Source organism: Roseibium sp. 10G30-5, assembly GCF_055809635.1.
In genome coordinates, this window is sequence record NZ_CM147918.1 from 1,480,534 (window position 1) to 1,501,180 (window position 20,647).

Here is a 20,647-nt window from a genome sequence, read left to right on the forward strand (position 1 = left end):
CGATCAATGCAGTCGACATCATGAATGCGATTTTGGAAATGCGCCATATTTCCAAGACCTTTCCCGGGGTCAAGGCGCTCGACCACGTGAACCTGAAGGTGTTTCAGGGAGAAATTCACGCCGTCGTCGGGGAGAATGGGGCGGGCAAGTCCACGCTCATGAAAATCCTCAGCGGGGTTTACGGATCCGGCAGCTATGACGGCGAAATCATCTTTCAGGGTGAAACGCAGGCTTTTCGCCGCATTTCCGACAGTGAAGCCAAAGGCATCATCATCATCCATCAGGAACTGGCGCTCGTTCCCCTGTTGTCCATTGCCGAAAACATCTTTCTAGGCAACGAGCAAGCCCGAGGCGGTGTTATCGACTGGCACGAGACTTTTGAGCGCACTCAGGCGCTTTTAAAAAAAGTAGGCCTTCGGGAAACGCCCGCAACCCGCATTTCGGATCTCGGCCTCGGCAAACAGCAGCTAGTCGAAATTGCCAAGGCTCTGTCTAAGAAAGTAAAGCTGCTCATTCTGGACGAACCGACGTCGAGCCTCAACGAGACCGATAGTCAGGCCTTGCTTGATCTTCTGCTGGAGTTCAAGGCACAGGGCATCTCGTCCATCCTGATCTCCCACAAGCTCAACGAGATTTCGCGCGTTGCCGATCGCATTACGGTGTTGCGGGATGGCCAGACGGTTTCAACCCTCGATTGCCACGCGGAAGAAATCAGCGAAGAGCGTATCATCAAGGATATGGTCGGGCGCAATCTGTCGGAACGCTATCCGAGCCGGACACCCCGTATTGGCGAAACGATCTTCGAAGTCCGCAACTGGAGCGTGGCTCACCCCCAGCAGACAGACCGCCTTGTCATCAAGGACGTGAATTTCACCATCAAACGCGGCGAAATCGTCGGCATTGCCGGATTGATGGGGGCCGGACGCAGCGAATTATCCATGTCGCTGTTTGGACGGTTTTACGGACAGTACAAATCAGGGGACGTCTTCTTGCATGGCAAGGAGATCGACACATCGACCGTGTCACGCGCCGTCGACAATGGCCTGTGTTATGTCACCGAAGACCGCAAGGATCTCGGCCTGATCCTTGAAGACAGCATCGCCCACAACATCACCTTGGCGAACCTGCCGGGCGTGGCCCGCAAAGGTGTGCTAGATCCTTCGCAAGAACGCGAAGTGGGCGAAACCTATCGCCAGCGGCTCAATATCAAATGCGCATCGATCTTTCAGAACGTCCTCAACCTGTCCGGTGGCAATCAGCAAAAGGTCGTCTTGAGCAAATGGCTGTTTGCCGAACCGGAAGTTCTCATTCTGGACGAACCGACGCGCGGCATTGATGTTGGTGCGAAGTACGAAATCTACGACATTATCAACAAGCTTGCCGATGACGGAAAAGCCGTTCTGATGATCTCGTCGGAAATGCCGGAGCTGCTTGGTGTGACCGACCGCATCTACGTCATGAACGAAGGGCGGCTTGTCGGCCAGATGCAGACGAAAGACGCGTCACAGGAAAAAATCATGGAGATGATCCTCAGATCAGGAGAGACCAATGGCAAACGCTGACATGGATCAACCTGCACCAACTGGCGGTGAGAAACCGCATGGCCATTGGCACTTCCTCAAGAGCCATCTACGAGAATACGGCATTCTGCTGGCTCTCGTCTTCATCATGGCATTCTTTTCGGTATTGACCGATGGCATCCTGCTCAAGCCGTTGAACATCACGAACCTTGTGCTGCAAAACAGCTACATCATCATCATGGCCGTTGGCATGTTGCTGGTGATTGTCGCGGGCCACATCGACCTGTCTGTTGGCTCTGTCTGTGGTTTCATCGGCGCATTGGCCGCAGTTCTGATGGTCAACATGGATTACAACTTCATTGTTGTATCCATTTTCTGCCTGATTGTTGGTGGCCTGATCGGAGCCGCACAAGGCTACTGGATTGCCTATGCCCGCATCCCGTCTTTCATCGTCACTCTGGCAGGCATGCTTGTGTTCCGCGGCCTGACCCTGACCTTGCTTGAAGGCCAGTCCGTCGGCCCGTTTGATATCGGCTTCCAGCGACTGGCCTCCGGCTTCGTCCCCGACATCATCGGTGGCGCCGGTCGGCCCAACACTTTCGCCATGGTCATCGGTGTGGTGGTTGTCGCCGGATTGTTCCTGTTGAACTACCGCGTTCGGCGCAAACAGGAACGTCTGGGCCGCGCCGATGAACCGGCTACGGTCTTCTATGGCAAGAACCTGTTGTTTTCAGCAGCCATTCTCTACCTTTGCTACCTGCTTTACACCTACAAGGGCCTGCCAAATGTCCTGATCATTATGGCTGTTCTCATTGCCGCCTACACGTTCCTGACCAAGCAGACGATCCTGGGGCGGCGCCTCTATGCCGTTGGGGGCAACGAGAAAGCCGCCCAGCTTTCCGGCATCAACACACGACGGCTGACATTCCTCACCTTCGTCAACATGGGAATGCTTGCGGCCCTCGCGGGCCTTGTCTTTGCCGCACGCCTCAACACGGCCACCCCCAAGGCAGGCGTTGCCTTCGAACTGGATGTGATTGCCGCCGTCTTCATCGGCGGCGCCTCCATGTCCGGTGGCGTGGGAACCGTGGTCGGCGCGGTCATTGGAGCCTTCATCATGGGGGTAATGAACAATGGCATGTCGATCATGGGCGTCGGCATTGACTGGCAACAGGTCATCAAGGGCCTTGTGCTCCTCGCTGCCGTCATTTTCGATGTCTACAATAAGAACAAGTCCGCCTGAGCGCGGTCAGGGAGACCAACAAGATGCTACTTTCACAAATCAAACGACCCGACGGGTCGCAGGCCGTCGTCACCCGAGAGGGGACCGAAGCCTATATTCTCAATGGAGCCAGCTCAATTTACGACCTGGCCTAGGACTGCATTCGGCAGAAGACCAGCATCGCCGACCGGGTCAACAGCCTTGGCGTTGGTGAAGCAGTTGATCTTCACCGCGTTGCAGAAGAAGGAAACTTCCTCTTGCCGATCATGCCAAGCGATCCGGAGCACCTGCATTTGACCGGCACCGGCTTGACGCATCTGGGATCCGCTTCAACACGCGATTCCATGCATCAGAAAATTTCAGGCGCAGAGGAAACCCTTACCGATTCCATGAAGATGTTTCGCATGGGACTGGAAGGCGGCAAACCGACCGACGGCACGGCCGGAACCCAGCCCGAGTGGTTTTACAAGGGCAATGGCCATTGTGCCGTTGCCGCAGGAGGTCCCCTCACCTCGCCGAGCTTTGCACTTGATGGCGGTGAGGAACCGGAAATCGCCGGGATTTACGTCATTGGCGAGGATGGGACACCATTTCGCATCGGCTTCGCGCTTGCCAACGAATTCTCCGATCACGAGATGGAGCAGATCAACTATCTGTATCTCGCCCATTCCAAGCTGCGCCCCGCCTCCTTTGGTCCCGAAATTCTCGTCGGCGATCTGCCGAACAAAATCGAAGGCATGTCGCGCCTCTTGAGAGACGGCAAGGTCTATTGGGAAAAACCTTTTGTCTCGGGTGAAGACAACATGTCCTACTCGCTGGCCAATCTGGAACATCACCACTTCAAGTATGATGTGTTCCGCAAGCCGGGCGATGTGCATGTGCATATGTTCGGCACGGCCACCCTGTCATTTGCCGACAAGATCCGTGTTGAGCCCGACGATGTCTTTGAGATCTCGGCGGAGCCCTTTGGCTTGCCACTTCGCAACACCCTGGCAGGCGCCCCCACCAAGACGCCGCAGCAGATGGTCAAGGTCTCTGTTCTTTAAAAAGAACGCCTTACAGAACTTTGGAAATCACTATATGGTTTCCGCAAAGGTCGCCCTCGGGCGGCCTTTCGACCATTTCTTCGACGACCTTTCTCCCGTCTCTTGCAGCAAAGGGATCACATGTCAGACACAAAACCCACCAGGATCGCCATCGTCGGACTGGGCAAGATCGCACGCGACCAGCATGTACCGGCTATCGCAAAATCGCCCTTCTTTGAACTGGCAGCCGTTGTCAGCAGCAGCGCAACCAATGAAACTGTTCCAGTTTACGAGACGCTCGACGCGCTGTTGGCCAACGAACCGGAGATTCCCGCCGTTGCGCTTTGCGTGCCGCCTCAGGTGCGCTATGATCTGGCGCGTCAGGCTCTTGCCGCCAAACGCGACGTCCTGTTGGAAAAGCCCCTGGAGCAACTGTCGCCGAAGTGGCAACTCTGTCGCATATGGCCGAGCAGAACAATTGCGTACTTTACGCGACCTGGCGACTCCCGCCATGCCAAGCATGTGGCAGGTGCCAAAGAGTGGCTGTCTACACGCACTCTCACTGACGTGAAGATCACCTTGACGCGAAGATGTCCGTCATTGGCACCCTGGTCAAAAATGGATCTGGGAAGCTGGCGGTCTCGGTGTGCTTGACCCAGGCATCAATGCCTTATCGATCATGACAGAAATTTTGCCCATGACGGTTCATGTCTCCGGCGCTGAATTGACCTTCCCGGAAAACTGCGACACCCCGATTGCAGCCAGCATCCGCTTTGAAGGGGCTGATGGTCTGTCGGTTTCTGCCGATATGGACTGGCGCCAGACAGGCAAGCAGACGTGGGACATCGAAGTCACGACCACAGATGGATCGCTGCATATCTCGGATGGCGGTGCGACACTGGCGATCAACAATCAGCAGATCGACGCAGGTGAAGGTCTTGGCGGCGAATACGACGGCATTTACCAGGAGTTCGGCTCACTGTCCATAGGCACGCCAAAGCTACGTCGACATGTCACCGTTGATTCATGTTGCCGATGCCTTCATGCTTGGCAAGCGCATCCAGACGGACGCCTTTCACGACAACACGTGAGCAGCGGCATCTGTCCATGTCAAAAACAAAATCGGCACGCGATTCATCCAGATCGCGGGCCGATTACATTCAAAGGACAGGTTGCACCCCGCGCCTCACGCGCTGGCAGGCTCTTCGGTAAAGAAGTCTGGATTGTAGCCCTTGCTGGCGCGCAACAATTCCTGCGTATAGGCCTCTTTAGGCTCCTGGCTGCCGCATCTGCTCGACGCTCATGACTTCCACCACTTCGCCCCGATTCATTACAGCGATTTCCTCGCACATATGCGCCACCACGGCCAGATCATGCGTCACCATGAGATAGGTCAGATTCCGCTCACTTCGCAGGTCCTGAAGCAGGTTGAGGATTTCCGCCTGCACCGAGACATCCAGCGCCGATGTCGGTTCATCAAGCAGCAGAATTTCCGGTTCCAGCATCAAGGCACGAGCTACAGCAACACGCTGGCGCTGCCCCCCGGACAACTGGTGCGGATAGCGGAACCGGAAACTTTGTCCAAGTCCAACATCATCCAGCACCTTGCGTACCTTGTCGTCGCGATCCCGAATGCCGTGTAGTTTCAGCGGTTCTGTCAGGATACGGTCGATCGAGTGGCGAGGATGCAGCGACGCATAAGGGTCCTGAAAGACCATCTGCATCTGCGCATAGGACGCTTTGCTGCGTCGTCCGCCAATCTGCTTGCTATCAACACAGATCTCGCCTTCCCAGTCCTCAATCAGGCCGCTGATGGCGCGCAGCACGGTCGATTTGCCGGAGCCACTTTCACCAACGAGACCATAGCTGCCGCCCTGCCGGACAGAGAAAGACACGTCTTTCACCGCATGAACGATGTCATCGTCTGTTTCGAAATAGACGTCGAGATGGCTGATTTCGAGCGCGGGACGGGTCATGGATCCTACAGATGTGGACTTGGGGGATTTAGTCATGGGCTGAGACGCTTTCCTGCGTCATCCACGCATCTTCGCGACTGAGCACCTGAAGCCTTTCCCTGGGCGCGTCAATATCGGGCATAGCCGACAGCAAACCGCGCGTATAGGGATGTTGAGCGTTGTGCAGCTCACTCGCCTTGCAGGTTTCAACGATCTTGCCCTGATACATGATGATGACGCGGTCGCAGAACGACGACACCAGATGCAAGTCGTGACTGATGAAGATCAGCCCCATGCCACGCTGTTTCACAAGCTGGTCGAGAATACCGAGGACACGCATCTGCACGGTCACATCCAGCGCAGAAGTCGGCTCATCCGCAATCAGCAGATCCGGGTCCGGGATCAGCATCATCGCAATCATGATCCGCTGCCCCATACCGCCGGACACTTCATGCGGATAGCTTTTGAAAACACGTTCGGGATCGCGGATCTCGACCGCTTCCAGCATTTCCAGCGCTTTCATGCGCGCCGCAGATTTGGAAGCCCGTGTGTGCAATCGATATGCTTCGGTGATCTGCTCGCCAACGGTCATGACCGGGTTCAGAGAGAATTTCGGATCCTGCATCACCATGGAAATGCCTTTGCCGCGCACTGCCCGCATGCGGCGCTCCGAGACCTTCAAAAGATCCTCTCCCTTGAAGGCGATTTCCTTGGCACTGACCTCCCCCGGTGCCCGGATAAGGCGCAGGATGGAGCGGCCTGTCATGGACTTGCCAGACCCGCTCTCTCCAACAATCCCGACACGCTCACGTCCAACGGAAAAGGAAACGCCGCGCACTGCCTCCACAACACCCTTGCGGGTCGGAAAGCGAACCTTCAGATCATCAACGCGAAGCAAGGTGTCCTGATCACTCATGTCGTGCCTCACGATTTTGATTTCTTGGGATCGAGGATGTCGCGCAAGCCATCACCCAAAAGGTTGAAGCCAAGCGACACAACGAAAATGGCGATCCCGGGCACGGTGGCAACCCACCACTGATCCAGAATGAACTTGCGTCCGGACGCAATCATCGAGCCCCATTCGGGGGCAGGAGGCTGTGCGCCAAGACCCAGGAACCCGAGGCCTGCGGCCGTCAGAATGATCCCGGCCATGTCCAACGTCATCCGAATGATGATCGAGGACATGCACAAGGGCCAGATATGCTGCACGATGATGTACCAGGCGCCAGCGCCTTGCAGTTGCACCGCAGAGATATAGTCAGAGCGCCGGATCGAGAGGGTTTCCGCACGAGCAATACGCGCATAGGGCGGCCACGACGTCAGCGCGATAGCAAGCACGGCATTCTCGATGCCAGCTCCCAGAACCGCCACGAAGGCCAGCGCCAGAACCAACTTCGGAAAGGCCAGAAAGATATCGGTGATCCGCATCAGGACTTCTTCAGTCCAGCCACCGAAATAACCTGCGACCGTCCCCACGATAAGGCCGAACAACGGAGCGGTGAAGGCGACAAGTGCAACAATCATCAAGGTGATGCGCGAGCCATAGATAATACGGCTGAGAATATCACGGCCAAGATCATCGGACCCAAGCAGATATCCCGGCGATCCCGGCGGCATCAGGCGCTTTGCCAGATCCTGCGCGATGGGATTGGCGGGCGCAAGCAAAGGCGCGAAGATCGCGCTGAGGATAAGCACCACCAGAATGAGGAAGCCGAGAAACGCTAGAGGATTGGCGACCAGCTTGCACCAGCCAAGGTAGAATTGAATAGCACGGGCGTGAAAGCGGGACGCAGGGACATCTGCGTTCAACCATGCTCCAAGCCCGCCGGATGAAGGAGTGTTCGTCATGTCAGCGAGCTCTCGGATCAAAGACCTTGTACAAAAGGTCAGACAACAGGTTCAGGCCAACAAACACCAGCCCGACGACAACAGTGCCACCAAGAACGGCGTTCATGTCGGCCGACAGAAGAGCATTGGTGATGTAGTTGCCAAGCCCCGGCCAGGCTGAAGATGGATTCAGTCAACACCGAGCCTTCCAGAAGATTGGCATAACTCAACGCGATGACGGTAATCAGCGGGATCATTACGTTGCCCAGCGCATGACGCCAGATAACCCGCATCTCCGACATGCCCTTGACCCGTGCTGTGGTGATATATTCCTTACCAAGCTGCTCCAACATGAACGAACGCGTCATGCGAGAGATATAAGCCAGCGAAAAATAGCCCAGAATGGCAGACGGCAGAATGATGTGACTGACGGCATTCCAGAAGATCGACCAGTCGCCTGCAAGCGCACAGTCAATCAGGATCATGCCGGTCACACTCGGCACAACACCTTCGTAGAAAATGTCGACACGGCCTGCAGCCACCAACCCAGCCGAGGGTGCCGTAGAAGAACATCAACCCGACCAGACCCAGCCAGAAGACCGGCATGGAATAACCGAACAAACCAATCAGGCGGATCAGCTGATCCTGCCAGCGGTTTTCTTTGACCGCAGCCAGAACACCGGCAGGAATACCCAGCACCACACCAAAGATAGTGGCAAGCGTTGCCAATTCCAGCGTTGCCGGGAAAACGCGGCGGATGTCCTCGATGACCGGGTGGGCGGTCAACGTCGATATGCCAAAATGGCCTGTCACGACGTCACGCAGATAATAGAGAAATTGGACAATCATCGGCTGGTCGAGACCAAGCTGATGATAGGCCGCGTCATACACCTCCTTGGAGGCCCGGTCGCCAACAAGCGCCAGCACCGGATCCACAGGCATCACCCGTGAGATAAAGAAGGTAACAATCAGCAAACCCAGAAGGGTCACCACAAGAGAAGCAACGACGCCGACAGATTTCTTCGCACGTCGCCGCATGGGCGAGACAGCGCGTCTGCGCCGCCTCACCGGTGCTGGGGTCTCTACAAGAGCCATTCAGTCAGCCAACCTTATTTGGATTTGGTCACGTTTCCATAATAGGCATCCGAAATGGCTGCGCCGATGGAATATCCCGAGACATCCGTGCGCAGACCATTCTGCTCGTTCTTCTGGAACATGACAGCGAAGGGCGCTTCCTTCTGGAAAGCCTTCTGTTCCTTGACATACATGGCACTGCGCTTGTCGGTATCGCCTTCGCGCGAGGCATCCTGCGTTGTCTTGGTGAAGCCCTTGGCATCCCATGCCACACGCCATGCCAGAACGCCGGTCAGCTTGGCATCCTTGGAATTGTCCGGGTTATAAGCAAACGAGCTGGCGTTGGTGTTCGGATCCGGGTAATCCGGGCCCCAGGACGCTACGATGGCCTGCAAATCACGCGCGCGGTAACGGCCAAGAATTTCCTTACCTGTGCCCTGCGTAATCGAAACCTTGATGCCAGCCTTAGCCAAAGGTATTCTGAAGCGACTGCGCGATAGACGTGCGATCCTGATCCGAGCGGGTGATGATCTGAAGATCAAAACCATCCGGATAGCCTGCTTCTTTCAGCAGCTCCTTGGCTTTGGCAACATCGAGATGATACGGCGTGTCCTCGATCGCTCCCAGGAACGACTTCGGCAGGAACGACTGCTGAACAACGTACTGGCCCTTAAGGATCGAGCTGACCATGCCCTTGTAGTCAATGAGGTATTTCAGCGCCTCGATGACTTTCGGCTTTTTCAGGATCGAATTTTCCTGGTTCAGACCAACGTAATACAGCAGGCCGCGCATGCTGTCCTGGATCTTGACATCCTTGTCATCCTTGAGACCCTTGACGTCTTCCGGCGACAAATTACGTGCAATATCGATATCACCCTTTTCCAGCAGCAAGCGCTGCGAAGAAGATTCTTTGACTTCACGAATGATGACGCGCTTCATTTCAGGCGCGGTGCCGGAGTAATTCGGGTTGGCATCCAACATCAGGGCCTGACCGGCTTTCCAGCTCTGCAACTTGAACGGACCGGACCCGGCGGAATTGGTTTTCAGCCATGCGTTGCCGAAATCACCGTCCTTGACGTGCTCTTCGACCAGCTTGCTATCGACCACATTGGCGATCGGCGCGGTCAGACAGTTCAGCACGAAGGACGGTGCGTATGTCTTGTCGGTCTTCATCACGAAGGTGTGGTCATCCGTTGCGACCAGCGTATCCTTGACGTTGTCCTTGGTGAACCCGAACTGGGTCAGAATGAAAGACGGTGTCTTGTTGAGCAGCACAGCGCGACGAAGGCTGTACTGCACATCCTTGGCCGTGATCGGGTTGCCCGAGGCGAATTTCATGCCGTCACGGATCTTGAACGTAAAGGTCTTGCCGTCGTCTGAAACCTTCCAGCTCGATGCGATGACCGGCTGATAACCCTTGGTGAAATCCTTTGAATCATAATCAACGAGGGACTGATAGACGTTGTTGACGTAATCGTAGCCGGAAAACTCGAAAGCCTCCTGCGGGTCCAGCGTGATGATATCGTCGATATGCGCCGCGATCACCAGCATATTGGCCGGCGTTTTTGCTTCGGCGGCTGACATGCCTGCGAGCATCGGCAAGACAAGCGCCGATGACAGCGACAAGGCTGCAAAAGTCTTCTTCAACATCATGCTTCGTTCCCCTGTATTTTTTTAAGGTCAACGTGGACAGCGACGCCAAGTCTCTGTCCCGACTGCTGCCGCTACCTTGCACCGCTGGCGCCCTTTCAGGCAAGGTACACATTTTGTGCAAGGCAACACGTTGTTCCGTTGTTTTACGCACTCAAGGAATACGAGATAATTCCACCACGCAAGCAACCGAAAATTGCACAAGAAGCACGCACTCCAGGATCAGAACAGAAACCAAGCCTCTCAACTGCCCCTACGGGCTCTGCCGATATGCGTCAACTCCATACGTTATATCGTATAAAACGGGATTTCAAATTTTTGACCAAAACTCTATCCCTCGTCGAAAAAGTCAGGCAATTCCGCGGAAAAGAAACGAGCCTTCTTTTCCGCAACGCTGGCTTTGATCAATCAAACGTCACAACTGCCTGAAAAATGGGCGTAGATTTCAGACGCACAACTCAAAGACGCGGTCAAGAAATCCGTTGCAGCTTTCCAACTCAGAAATCGCAATGAACTCATCCGCCATATGCCCCTGTTCGATATTGCCTGGACCGCAGACAACCGTCGGGATGCCCGCGATTTGCTGAAACAGGCCACCTTCGGTGCCGTAAGCCACTTTCGAAACCCCATTGCGATGAGCCAACTGCTTGGTCAGCAAGACGAAATCATCATCGTCGGTCATATTGAGACCCGCCACGCCCGAAATGAGGTGAAAATCAAAGCCGCAGTCGGGTGAAATCGCTTTCATCGCAGGATTCAGTTCTTCAGCAACGTAGCGTTTAACGTCTTCCACCAAAGCCAGCGCATCAATGCCGGGCAGGCAGCGGAATTCAAAATCGAACTCACACGCTTCCGGAACGATATTGAGCTGTGTGCCACCACGAATGGGGCCGACATGCGCCGTGGATACAGGCATGTCGAACATGTCATCGCCAGCATCACGTCCCAGTTGCTTGCCCATTTCGCGGATCTTGACGATCAGCAGCGCAGCATACTCGACCGCATTGACAAAGCGCGGCGCAAGGGACGAATGGCCGGATTGTCCACGCACGCTCACTCGTACACTGGCCTTGCTTTTATGCGCAATGACCACCTGCATTTGCGTCGGTTCGCCTACAAAACAGCCAAGCTGCGTCACCGGCCAGGTTGCCAGATGCTCGGTCAGGGGCTGTGCCCCGATGCACCCCAGTTCCTCATCGTAGGAAAATACCATATGCACCGGACGTTTCAGGTCCATGGCGACAAGAGCTGGCACCTTCGACAAACAGCAGGCAAGAAACCCCTTCATGTCGGCAGAGCCGCGTCCATAGAGCTTACCATCTGCCTCGCGCAACGTGAAAGGATCGCTGGACCAATCCTGCCCAACAACCGGAACGACATCAGTATGGCCGGAGAACATATAACCCGGCTCATCCTTCGGTCCGATCGAGGCAATCAGATTGGCGTAATTTCCCGTCTCGTCATAAAGCCGATACGATGGCACATCGTACTTCGCCAAATAAGCCTCGATGTACTCGATCACCGGAAGGTTGGAATTGCCGGAAGTGCTGTCGATGCCGACGAGATCTGCCAGAATCTGTTGCGTGTCGCCCTGTTTGGTCACGGCTCAAAGGCTCCTGATACGATAGATAAAGAGTGAAAGGGATAAGCGACGGCTGCGAAATCCTAGACGCCGTAGTAGTCGCGGTACCATTCGACAAAACGGGAAACGCCCGTTTGAACATCCGTTTGCGGGCAATAGCCCGTCAAGCTCTGCAAGAGGTCGGCGTCGGCCCATGAGTGGCGGGAACATCACCGGGCTGCATTGGCAGCAGATTACGCTCTGCCTTGGTGCCAAGCGCCGTCTCAATCGCCTCAATGAACGTCCCAAGTTGGACCGGCGCGGAATTGCCAATGTTGACCACGCGCCACGGCGCAACCGGCGACAGGCTGTCCCCGTCCGGCACTGCCATGCCTTCGCCGACGCGCTCCGGTACGGCATCAATCAACAAGCGAATAGCCTGCACCAGATCTTCAACGAACGTGAAATCGCGCTGCATCCTGCCGTGATTGAAAACATCAATCGGACGGCCTTCCAGAATGGCCTTGGTAAACTTGAAGAGCGCCATATCCGGGCGGCCCCATGGTCCATACACCGTAAAAAAGCGGAACATCGTCACTGGCAAATCAAACAGGTGCGCATAGGAATGCGCCATGTTCTCGGTCGCCTTCTTGGTGGCGGCGTAGAACGACATCTGATGATCCGCCTTCACCGTCTCCTTGTAGGGCATCTCTTCGTTGGCCCCATAAGCTGACGACGTCGACGCCAGCAGCATATGCTGCGGAGGATGGGCTCGGGCTGCTTCCAGCAACTCAAAAGTGCCACAGATATTGCTTTCCAGATAAGACCGCGGCTGTTCGATAGAGTAGCGTACGCCTGCCTGCGCGGCCAGATGCACCACCACGTCCGGCGTCTCACGCTCAAACAAACGCATCAACAAATCCGGGGCTTCGACGCGGTCATCAATCTGCTGAAAATGCTCATGCTGCAACAGCATCTGGCGACGGCGCCGCTTCAGCGTCACGTCATAATAATCGGTCATCGCGTCCAGTACCAATGACCCGAAACCCATCCTGCAACAGCCGCTGACACAAGAAATAGCCGATGAAGCCAGACGATCCGGTAACCAGAGCAGTGCGCATGAAATCTCTTCCAAAACCGAGAACAGGGCGCGTCGTCTTCGGATCCTCAGCATGACAGCGCCACGCGAAAGGGAGCGATCACAAGAGGAGAAGGTCAAGCGAGTCCTGACATATCAAGACACTTGCTCTAACGCAGACGCGCCGTCTTTACAAACGCGTATCTGCCCCAAGACTGAACATGCCTACACAAACGCCATTTATTGGCCTGCCAGCCCGACAGCCCGTGCGCCCCGGGTCTCGACCAGGGCGCCGCGTGCCTGAATGACCTCTGCCGCCAGCTGCGCCCCGGCCTCAGCGGAGGCGATGCTGTCCTTTCCGCCAAGATAAGCTGCGAAAAATCCTGCGTTGAAACTGTCCCCAGCCGCAGTGGTATCCACCACATTTGCAACGCGGCATGGTTTGAACGGCGTGCTCGCACCTGCCTCTAGAACAAGACCATCCTCGGCACCATTCTTGACGATAACCAGCCCGCACCCTGCATCGGCATAGCGCTTGCCCGTTGCCGACACATCCGCATCGCCGAAAAATGTTGCTTCATCTTCAAACGATGGCAGCACAAGATCGCTGACCTTGGCGGCTTCCATAATCGCCTGACACATGACGTCCGTGCCCAACCACAACTTGGGACGCAGATTGGGATCAAATGCGATCATGACGCCATTGGCCCGTGCTTTCGCAAGGCTTTGCAGAAAGGGCTTGCGATCCTCATCCGACAGGATCGCAAGCGTGATCCCGGAGAAATATACGACGCCAGATTGAGCCATCGCCGCATCCAATGCGCCAACATCCTGCGCCAGACATTTGGCCGCAGAATGAGATCGCCAGTAGGAAAAACTGCGTTCGCCTTTATCCAGTTCGATCATGTAAAGCCCCACCGTGCGATCTGCGCGGCGTTGGATCGAACTCGTTTCCAACCCGGACCCTTGCAAGAACGACAGCATCCGGTCGGAGGTCTTGTCCTGCCCGACAGCCGTGTAATACGCGACGCTCCAGTCAGACGGCAAATAGCGGCGCGTGTACCAGGCGGTGTTGAGCGTGTCGCCCGCAAAGCCCAGGGAGAAGGTTCCCTGCTCGGTCGGCGCCATCTCGACCATGCACTCGCCAATGGCCAAAAAACTAGTCTTCACTGTCATTCTCTCTGGCAAAATATTCTATGTGATCGCCCCGGATTCGGACAATCTGGTCCGAGATCCGTGACAAATGGAGTTTCATCAGATCCATCGCCTGCGCCGTATTGCGCTGCTTGATGGCAGCACAGATGGCACGATGGTCGCTCAACGTGTCATCAGAGGCAAACGCCAGCGACAAAAACCGAACCCGGTCCATATGCGCCTTGTGTTCGCGGATAATATCCCAAGCAAAGCCGACACCTGCTCTCAGGCAGATTTCACGGTGAAACTGGTCATCGAGTTCGTGGAACAACATCGGGTCTCGGGCTTCCTTGGCCCTCAATTGATCCTCAAGCAAAGCCTCAAGCCGTTCATGATCCGTGCTGGTCAGTTTTTCACAGGCAGCACGGACCGTTTCGGCCTCGAGTGCATTGCGCACGAAACGTGCCTGATAAACCGCCGTTTCCGAAATCTCGGAGACGGTTGTGGCTCGCTGCGGGCGAATAATCAGAAAGCCAAGCCGCGACAAACGGTAGAAGGCATCGCGCACAGGTTGGCGTGATACGCCAAGAGCCTTGGCCACTTCAACTTCCGAAAGCTTGCGTCCCGGTTCCAGATCCAAGGTCAGAATGCGCCGCTGCAACTCATCACAAACAGCATCAGCCACCGAGGGCCTGTTCCCTGATTGCGATGCGCCCAACGGGCTCAACTCTGCCATATATCCCTCCGTTGACTCGAATTGCATACTAGCATATTACCAATCCAACAGGATGCAACCACTATAATGCAGGCACCTGATCCGCTGGATCTCTTGCCGTTTGAGGAGGACCCCATGGGACTTTTGGATCAGGATCGGCTTTTCCCGGTTGACCCGCGCACGCGCGATCTTGCGCGCGAACTTTACACCTCGATTGCCAAGATGCCGATCATCAGCCCGCACGGTCACACAGATCCGCGCTGGTTTGCCGAAAACGAGGCTTTTGCCGATCCGGCCCAGTTGTTCATCGTCCCGGACCACTATGTCTTCCGGATGCTTTGCTCACAGGGCATCCCGCTCGAGAGCCTCGGCGTCCCACGCCAGGATGGTGGCAAGACTGAAACTGACGGTCGTAAGATCTGGCGCATTTTTGCAGATAACTACTACCTGCTGCGCGCCACGCCGTCGCGCATGTGGGTCGACCACTCGTTGCAGGAAGTCTTCGGCTGGACCAAAGGTCTGTCAGCCGCCAATGCCGATGAAGCTTATGACCACATCGACGACTGCCTGAAGCGTCCCGAGTTCCGCCCCCGCGCGCTCTTCGATCGGTTCAACATCGAAGCCATTGCGACAACAGAATCTCCGCTGGATGATCTCAAGTGGCACAAGATGATCGGCGAAAGCAGCTGGAACGGCAAAGTCGTCACCGCTTACCGCCCCGATCAGGTCATCGATCCCGAAATGGAAGGCTTTGCGCAGAACCTTGAAAAGTTCGGCGAATTGACTGGCCATGGACACCGGCACCTGGAAGGCTATCTCGAAGCACACCGTATTCGACGTGCGTTCTTCAAGGAAATGGGCGCAACCTCAAGCGACCACGGCCATGCGACGGCTCGCACCGAAGACATGCCGCAGGCAGACGCCGAAAAGCTCTTCCTCAAGGCCGTTCAGGGCATCTGCACAGCTGAGGAAGCTGATGCCTTCCGTGGCCAGATGCTGACCGAAATGGCCCGCATGAGCCTTGATGATGGTCTGGTGATGCAGATCCATCCGGGCAGCCATCGCAACCACAACGCCTCCGTCATGGCCAAGTTTGGCCGCGACAAAGGCTTCGACATTCCAAGCCGCACCGATTACGTGAACAACCTCAAGCCGCTGCTCAACGCAGTAGGCATGGAGCCAAACTTCACGCTGATCATCTTCACGCTGGACGAAACCTCCTATGGCCGCGAGCTTGCGCCGCTGGCCGGGGCCTATCCATGCCTGAAGCTTGGCCCGGCATGGTGGTTCTTTGACAGCGCCGACGGCATGATGCGCTTCCGCGAGATGACAACGGAAACCGCCGGTTTTTACAACACAGTTGGCTTCAACGATGACACGCGCGCCCTGTGCTCGATCCCGGCACGTCACGATGTGGCGCGCCGCGTCGACAGTTCGTTCCTCGCCAAGCTTGTTGCGACGGGTCGTTTGAGCGAAGAAGACGCTTACGAGCTGGCGAAGGACTTGACCTACAACCTTACCAAGGCTGCCTACAAGCTCTGAAGCCACTTGCTTCCTGACATATCCGGAAGGGGAGCCTGCTCCCCTTCCCCGTTTCCAGAGGACCTTCATATGTCTGCCGATCTTCCGCGTTTCACCCGCAGCACGCCCGACAAGGTTGCAAACGGAATCGTTCACCTCGGTCTGGGGGCCTTTTTCCGCGCTCACGGCGCAATGTTTGTCCAGGAAGCCGTAGCCAAGTCTGGTGGCGACTGGGGCATCGTCGGCGTCAGCCTGCGCAGTGCGACCATGCGCGACAATCTGGCGCCGCAGGACTTTGCCTACACCGCTTGTGAACTGGGCCCTGAAAAAGAAACCCTGCGCGAAATGACCATCGTCAATGACGTTCTGGTCGCAAGTGAAGACATGCAGGCGGTTCTCGACAAAATGGCCGATCCGGCGATCCGTATCGTCAGCCTGACGATTACCGAGAAAGGGTATTGTCACGATCCGGCCACCGGCAAATTGAACCCGAAAAATCCGGACATCATCCACGATCTTGAAAACGAGATGCCCATCTCGGCACCGGGCACCATCGTGCGTGCCTTGCAGAGCCGCAAGGCTGCCGGCCTGCCGCCTTTCACCGTACTATCCTGCGACAATCTGCCCAACAACGGGCACGTCGTTCGGGATGTCATCCTGGAACTGGCGCGTCTGATCAACCCGGACCTGGCCAAGTGGATCGAAGCAGAAGGCCGTTTCCCCTGCACCATGGTTGATCGCATCGTTCCAGCCACAACAGCTGACGACGTCGACACGCTGGCAATGAAGATGGGCAAGCTCGATGCCGCCCCGGTTATGCACGAGCCCTTCCGCCAGTGGGTGATCGAGGATGACTTTGTGCCCGCTTATGGCACAGACGCGCGCCCGGATCTGGGCAGCGTCGGAGCCGAACTGGTTGAAGACGTGGCCGCCTATGAGCACATGAAATTGCGTATGCTCAACGGCACACATTCATCGCTGGCCTATCTCGGCTATCTCGGTGGTCATGAAACGATTTCAGCAACGGTTGCAGATCCGGTTTTTGCCGATTTCGTCAAGGCCTTGTGGCGCAATGAAATCATTCCATCTTTCAAGGCACCCGAAGGTGTTGATCTGGAAGATTACGCCGACGCCCTGTTCAAGCGCTATGAAAACCCGTCGATCCGCCACCGCACCTGGCAGATCGCCATGGACGGCAGTCAGAAGCTGCCGCAGCGCCTGCTTGCCACGATCCGTGACAACCTGAACGGTGACCGCAAAAGCCTGCAGGCCTCGTCACGGCTGTCGCGGCGTGGATGATCTATGTTGGCGGCACCGATCTGACCGGCTCGCCCATTGACGTGCGCGATCCTCTGGCTGACCGTCTCAAGACACTTTGCGAGGCGGTTGGCGACAGCAAGGATACCGATGCGAAGGTCGATGCCCTGCTGGGTGTACGCGAGATCTTCGATGCTGAACTGGCGAAGGACATCGCGGCCGACGTCAAGGCACGCTACAAGGATTTGGTGAATAACGGCGTCGCAAACGCCATCAAATCCCTAGACTGATCCGACTAAGTTCACCGGGTGCGACCACAATCCGGCGCACCCGGTGGAAAATCTTTCCTCTGTCCTTTTCAAAAAACACCCTATAAAAAGCCTCGCAGATGTTAGCCCAGCGCCGACACATCGGCGCTGCTGTCGTTGTGCGTCAGCAGTGCGACATCATATAGCGAGCCTTGAGAGGCTGCCATCGCCGCCATAGTTACGACAGACGGCGCAACTATTCCGGCTTTCCGGGCAGCACCAATCGGGATTTTTGAGGGACCAGCACGACGATGCGCGATGAGGTGAAAAGGCACAGTGACCTGATCGACCTCACGGATTTCATGGACGACCTGTTCCATGGTCCGACGGCGCATCTGGCTGACTGCTTCACACTGGATCCCACGTTTCGCGGCGGTATTCCGTGCAGTGAACTTCTGGACCCGGCCAAGGTCAAGCAGACGCTGGACCTTTATTGCGACCGGGCCTTTCCAGGCGATGACCGCCGTGCAGCCGCCTCCTACTGGGCGCAATGGTACTTCGGTTTTCTGGTCCCACCTCTGCTGATGCTGGCCTGCCGTGCCAACTGCTATATTCCCTGGGATCCATCGCAGGTGCGCCTCGTAATGGACGAGAGTGGTCAACCCAAGCGTTTCGTGCTCACCTGCGCCAAGGGCGAGACGGCTCCCTCAGGACTATCAGCCTATGACCGTGCTGCCGCGCTTTTAGAGGAACATCTCGCACCGCTGGTTTTTTCATTGACTGTCCGCTCCGGCGTCTCGGCCAAGGTCTACTGGATGGCGATTGCTGTTGTGATCGACTACACATCGACCTTGTTTCTTGCCGATCAGGACATTGATTTTCGTGTTCTCAATGCTGATCGCAAGCTGGCAAACGGCGAGCGGAACCCCTTGTTTCAGCCCTACAGACCAGCCGGATCGGAAGCCACGCGCACTCGCCGCGTGTGCTGCCTGCGCTATAATCTGGAAGGGGTTAACCGCTGCGGCGATTGTGCCTTGAAACCGGACCTCAGCAAGACCGAACGCCCACCCGTTTTGGGCATCGGCCCGCCTGAATAGCCCTGCCGCCCAGACAGGCTACTTGATTCCAGCACGCATGAAACTTTGAACGAACTGGCGCTGAAACAGCAAAAAGGCGACCAGCAGAGGACCAGATGTCATCAGCGTTGCCGCATTGATCACCGACCAATGCACGCCGGAATCGATTGACGAGAACACACTCAAGCCCACGGTAACCGGGCGCGTGTTGACCGAGTTGGTCACGATCAACGGCCACAGGAAGTTGTTCCAGTGATAGCTGACAGAGACCAGCCCATAGGCAAGATAAGTGGGCCGGGCCAACGGAATATACACCCGCCACAATGTGCCCAGTGACGAACACCCTTCAATGCGCGCGGCTTCATCCAGCTCTCGCGGGATCGTCATGAAGGTCTGACGCAGCAAGAAGATGCCAAAGCCCGATGCCAGATACGGCAAGGCAATCGCCGCAATCGTGTCGACCAGGTTCAGCATTCGCATGGTCTGGTAATTCTCGACAATCAGAATGTCAGGCATCACCAGAAGCTGTAGCAACACCAGCGCGAACAAAACATTGCGACCGGGAAAGCGATACCGTGCAAAGGCGTAAGCGGCCAATGTACACAAAATGAACTGACCGATCAGAATGACAGTGACCATCATCACCGTGTTCAAAAAGTAATGTCCGAAGGGCGCTGCGGCCCAGAGCATCCCGGAAGTTGTCCCACGTCAGGGGCGCAAACAGATCAAAATTCGCCTCATAGGCCGACGGATGGATAGCCGTCCACACGGCATAGGCCAGTGGCAATGCCCAGAGCAGCGCCAGAAACACAGGCGGCAAAGACATTCAGAATACGATCGTAGGTCCAAGACTGTGCAGGCACCGGCAATCCCCTATTTGTAATGGATCTTGCGATCGAACAGGAAAAACTGGGACAAGGCGATCAGCGACAGGATCCCCAGAAGGGCCACCGTCAGCGCGGAGCCATAGCCCGTTTCCCAATATTTGAAAGCCGTTTCATAGATATAATATAAGAGCAGCTTCGAGGCGTTATCCGGTCCGCCGTCCGTGAGGATGAAGATGTGGTCAATCAGTCGGAACGAATTGATGACCGCATTGATCGCCACAAACAACGTGGTCGGCATCAGGAGTGGAAAGGTGATGCGACGGAAGATGGTCCAGCGCCCCGCCCCTTCAACCCTTGCCGCTTCAATCAGGTCAATCGGCATCGCCTGCAAGGCCGCCAGATAAAAGATCATGAAGAAGCCACTCTCTTTCCAGATCGACACCACCATCAGCGCAGGTAATGCAGTGTCAGGCTGGGTCAGAAGTGGAGGCAGAGTGATCCCGAACACGGACAGGATCTGTGCAAACAGGCCAAAGCCGGGCAGATAGAAAAACAGCCAGATGTTGGCCACCGCAATCAGTGGCAGGATTGTGGGCGCGAAGAACGACATGCGCATGAACGCACGCCCGGCGATCTTGTCATTGACCCACAGCGCCATGACCAACGCCAATCCGACCGACAGCGGGATCGTGCCCAGCGCATAAAGCACATTGTTCCACAACACCTTCCAAAAGATGTCATCATGGACCATCCGGGTATAGTTTTCCAGCCCTATGAAGTGCGCGGGGCGCCGACCGCGGGGCGTCGAATAGAAACTGTTGAGGATGGTCTCAAGCGCCGGAATATGCGTGAACGCGAACAGAAAGATCATGGCAGGCAGCAACAGCAACCATCCATGAACCCAGTCCCGTTTGATTTTCAGATACCGCATTCCAGCGCATCCCCTTTGCACGGACA

Annotated in this window: 13 protein-coding genes and 7 pseudogenes; 8 read left to right on the forward strand and 12 right to left on the reverse strand. The window is 56.1% G+C overall.

Translation table 11 applies throughout. The annotated features are described in order from the left end of the window. Positions 1–20: 20 nt before the first annotated feature. From mmsA to AC0L7U_RS07570, 4 genes and pseudogenes are all read left to right on the forward strand, one after another. A complete protein-coding gene (gene mmsA / locus AC0L7U_RS07555) occupies positions 21–1,562 on the forward strand; it encodes a multiple monosaccharide ABC transporter ATP-binding protein (RefSeq protein WP_473695044.1) in 1,542 nt (513 codons plus the stop codon). A gap of 1 nt (position 1,563) precedes the next feature. Beyond that, the gene (mmsB, locus tag AC0L7U_RS07560) at positions 1,564–2,763 is read left to right on the forward strand and encodes a multiple monosaccharide ABC transporter permease (protein WP_473695701.1); all 1,200 of its coding nucleotides are present in this window, start codon (positions 1,564–1,566) and stop codon (positions 2,761–2,763) included. 23 nt (positions 2,764–2,786) lie between these two features. Beyond that, positions 2,787–3,788, forward strand: a pseudogene (araD1, locus tag AC0L7U_RS07565) (AraD1 family protein). A gap of 120 nt (positions 3,789–3,908) precedes the next feature. Further along, positions 3,909–4,858 (forward strand): annotated as a pseudogene (locus tag AC0L7U_RS07570) (Gfo/Idh/MocA family protein). A gap of 95 nt (positions 4,859–4,953) precedes the next feature. Here the strand turns inward: AC0L7U_RS07570 and AC0L7U_RS07575 are convergent. The 9 genes and pseudogenes from AC0L7U_RS07575 to AC0L7U_RS07615 form a co-directional block, all read right to left on the reverse strand. Then, positions 4,954–5,743, reverse strand: a pseudogene (locus tag AC0L7U_RS07575) (ABC transporter ATP-binding protein). A gap of 28 nt (positions 5,744–5,771) precedes the next feature. Continuing rightward, entirely contained in the window at positions 5,772–6,638 is an 867-nt protein-coding gene (locus AC0L7U_RS07580; protein WP_473695045.1) for an ABC transporter ATP-binding protein, read from the reverse strand. Between the two features lie 8 nt (positions 6,639–6,646). Then, positions 6,647–7,570 (reverse strand): ABC transporter permease, encoded by a 924-nt coding sequence (locus AC0L7U_RS07585; RefSeq protein WP_473695047.1) that lies wholly within the window; start codon positions 7,568–7,570, stop codon positions 6,647–6,649. 1 nt (position 7,571) lies between these two features. Continuing rightward, a pseudogene (locus AC0L7U_RS07590) lies at positions 7,572–8,644 on the reverse strand (ABC transporter permease). A 14-nt stretch (positions 8,645–8,658) separates the two neighbouring features. Beyond that, positions 8,659–10,276: pseudogene (locus tag AC0L7U_RS07595) on the reverse strand (ABC transporter substrate-binding protein). 442 nt (positions 10,277–10,718) lie between these two features. Continuing rightward, positions 10,719–11,876, reverse strand: a complete 1,158-nt coding sequence (gene argE, locus AC0L7U_RS07600) for an acetylornithine deacetylase (protein WP_473695049.1) — start codon at positions 11,874–11,876, stop codon at positions 10,719–10,721. A 62-nt stretch (positions 11,877–11,938) separates the two neighbouring features. Beyond that, positions 11,939–12,955 (reverse strand): annotated as a pseudogene (locus AC0L7U_RS07605) (NAD-dependent epimerase/dehydratase family protein). Between the two features lie 197 nt (positions 12,956–13,152). After that, positions 13,153–14,082, reverse strand: a complete 930-nt coding sequence (locus AC0L7U_RS07610; protein WP_473695051.1) for a sugar kinase — start codon at positions 14,080–14,082, stop codon at positions 13,153–13,155. Continuing rightward, positions 14,072–14,782, reverse strand: coding sequence for a GntR family transcriptional regulator (locus AC0L7U_RS07615; protein WP_473695053.1), 711 nt, complete (start codon positions 14,780–14,782; stop codon positions 14,072–14,074). Before AC0L7U_RS07615 ends, AC0L7U_RS07610 begins: the two co-directional genes overlap by 11 nt. 114 nt (positions 14,783–14,896) lie before the next feature. Here AC0L7U_RS07615 and uxaC point away from each other — a divergent pair, with 114 nt between their 5' ends. The 3 genes from uxaC (at position 14,897) to AC0L7U_RS07630 (ending at position 17,829) form a co-directional block, all read left to right on the forward strand. Further along, a complete protein-coding gene (uxaC, locus tag AC0L7U_RS07620; RefSeq protein ID WP_473695703.1) occupies positions 14,897–16,303 on the forward strand; it encodes a glucuronate isomerase in 1,407 nt (468 codons plus the stop codon). A 69-nt stretch (positions 16,304–16,372) separates the two neighbouring features. Continuing rightward, a complete protein-coding gene (locus tag AC0L7U_RS07625) occupies positions 16,373–17,581 on the forward strand; it encodes a mannitol dehydrogenase family protein (RefSeq protein ID WP_473695055.1) in 1,209 nt (402 codons plus the stop codon). Further along, positions 17,578–17,829 carry a hypothetical protein gene (locus AC0L7U_RS07630; protein WP_473695057.1) on the forward strand — a complete coding sequence of 84 codons (252 nt, stop codon included), beginning with the start codon at positions 17,578–17,580 and terminating at the stop codon, positions 17,827–17,829. Before AC0L7U_RS07625 ends, AC0L7U_RS07630 begins: the two co-directional genes overlap by 4 nt. A gap of 101 nt (positions 17,830–17,930) precedes the next feature. On the opposite strand, the gene AC0L7U_RS07635 is transcribed toward AC0L7U_RS07630, so the two are convergent. Beyond that, on the reverse strand, positions 17,931–18,167 hold the full coding sequence (locus AC0L7U_RS07635; RefSeq protein ID WP_473695059.1) for a hypothetical protein: 237 nt from the start codon (positions 18,165–18,167) through the stop codon (positions 17,931–17,933). Between AC0L7U_RS07635 and fhuF the strand changes: the two genes are divergently transcribed. Further along, positions 18,150–18,884: a siderophore-iron reductase FhuF gene (fhuF, locus tag AC0L7U_RS07640; RefSeq protein WP_473695061.1), complete on the forward strand. Its 735-nt coding sequence runs from the start codon at positions 18,150–18,152 to the stop codon at positions 18,882–18,884. The genes AC0L7U_RS07635 and fhuF overlap by 18 nt on opposite strands. Before the next feature lie 18 nt (positions 18,885–18,902). Here the strand turns inward: fhuF and AC0L7U_RS07645 are convergent. Together AC0L7U_RS07645 and AC0L7U_RS07650 are read right to left on the reverse strand one after the other, a co-directional pair. After that, positions 18,903–19,726 (reverse strand): annotated as a pseudogene (locus tag AC0L7U_RS07645) (carbohydrate ABC transporter permease). A gap of 10 nt (positions 19,727–19,736) precedes the next feature. Then, positions 19,737–20,621 carry a carbohydrate ABC transporter permease gene (locus AC0L7U_RS07650; protein WP_473695063.1) on the reverse strand — a complete coding sequence of 295 codons (885 nt, stop codon included), beginning with the start codon at positions 20,619–20,621 and terminating at the stop codon, positions 19,737–19,739. Between the last annotated feature and the right edge of the window lie 26 nt (positions 20,622–20,647).

What these genes read in the sequence shown, in the direction of transcription:
- mmsA (WP_473695044.1), top strand. Translation starts at nt 21, where the DNA reads ATGAATGCGATTTTGGAAATGCGCCATATTTCCAAGACCTTTCCCGGG.
- mmsB (WP_473695701.1), top strand. Translation starts at nt 1,564, where the DNA reads ATGGATCAACCTGCACCAACTGGCGGTGAGAAACCGCATGGCCATTGG.
- AC0L7U_RS07580 (WP_473695045.1), bottom strand. Translation starts at nt 6,638, where the DNA reads ATGAGTGATCAGGACACCTTGCTTCGCGTTGATGATCTGAAGGTTCGC.
- AC0L7U_RS07585 (WP_473695047.1), bottom strand. Translation starts at nt 7,570, where the DNA reads ATGACGAACACTCCTTCATCCGGCGGGCTTGGAGCATGGTTGAACGCA.
- AC0L7U_RS07615 (WP_473695053.1), bottom strand. Translation starts at nt 14,782, where the DNA reads ATGGCAGAGTTGAGCCCGTTGGGCGCATCGCAATCAGGGAACAGGCCC.
- uxaC (WP_473695703.1), top strand. Translation starts at nt 14,897, where the DNA reads ATGGGACTTTTGGATCAGGATCGGCTTTTCCCGGTTGACCCGCGCACG.
- AC0L7U_RS07625 (WP_473695055.1), top strand. Translation starts at nt 16,373, where the DNA reads ATGTCTGCCGATCTTCCGCGTTTCACCCGCAGCACGCCCGACAAGGTT.
- AC0L7U_RS07630 (WP_473695057.1), top strand. Translation starts at nt 17,578, where the DNA reads ATGATCTATGTTGGCGGCACCGATCTGACCGGCTCGCCCATTGACGTG.
- fhuF (WP_473695061.1), top strand. Translation starts at nt 18,150, where the DNA reads ATGGACGACCTGTTCCATGGTCCGACGGCGCATCTGGCTGACTGCTTC.
- AC0L7U_RS07635 (WP_473695059.1), bottom strand. Translation starts at nt 18,167, where the DNA reads ATGGAACAGGTCGTCCATGAAATCCGTGAGGTCGATCAGGTCACTGTG.
- AC0L7U_RS07650 (WP_473695063.1), bottom strand. Translation starts at nt 20,621, where the DNA reads ATGCGGTATCTGAAAATCAAACGGGACTGGGTTCATGGATGGTTGCTG.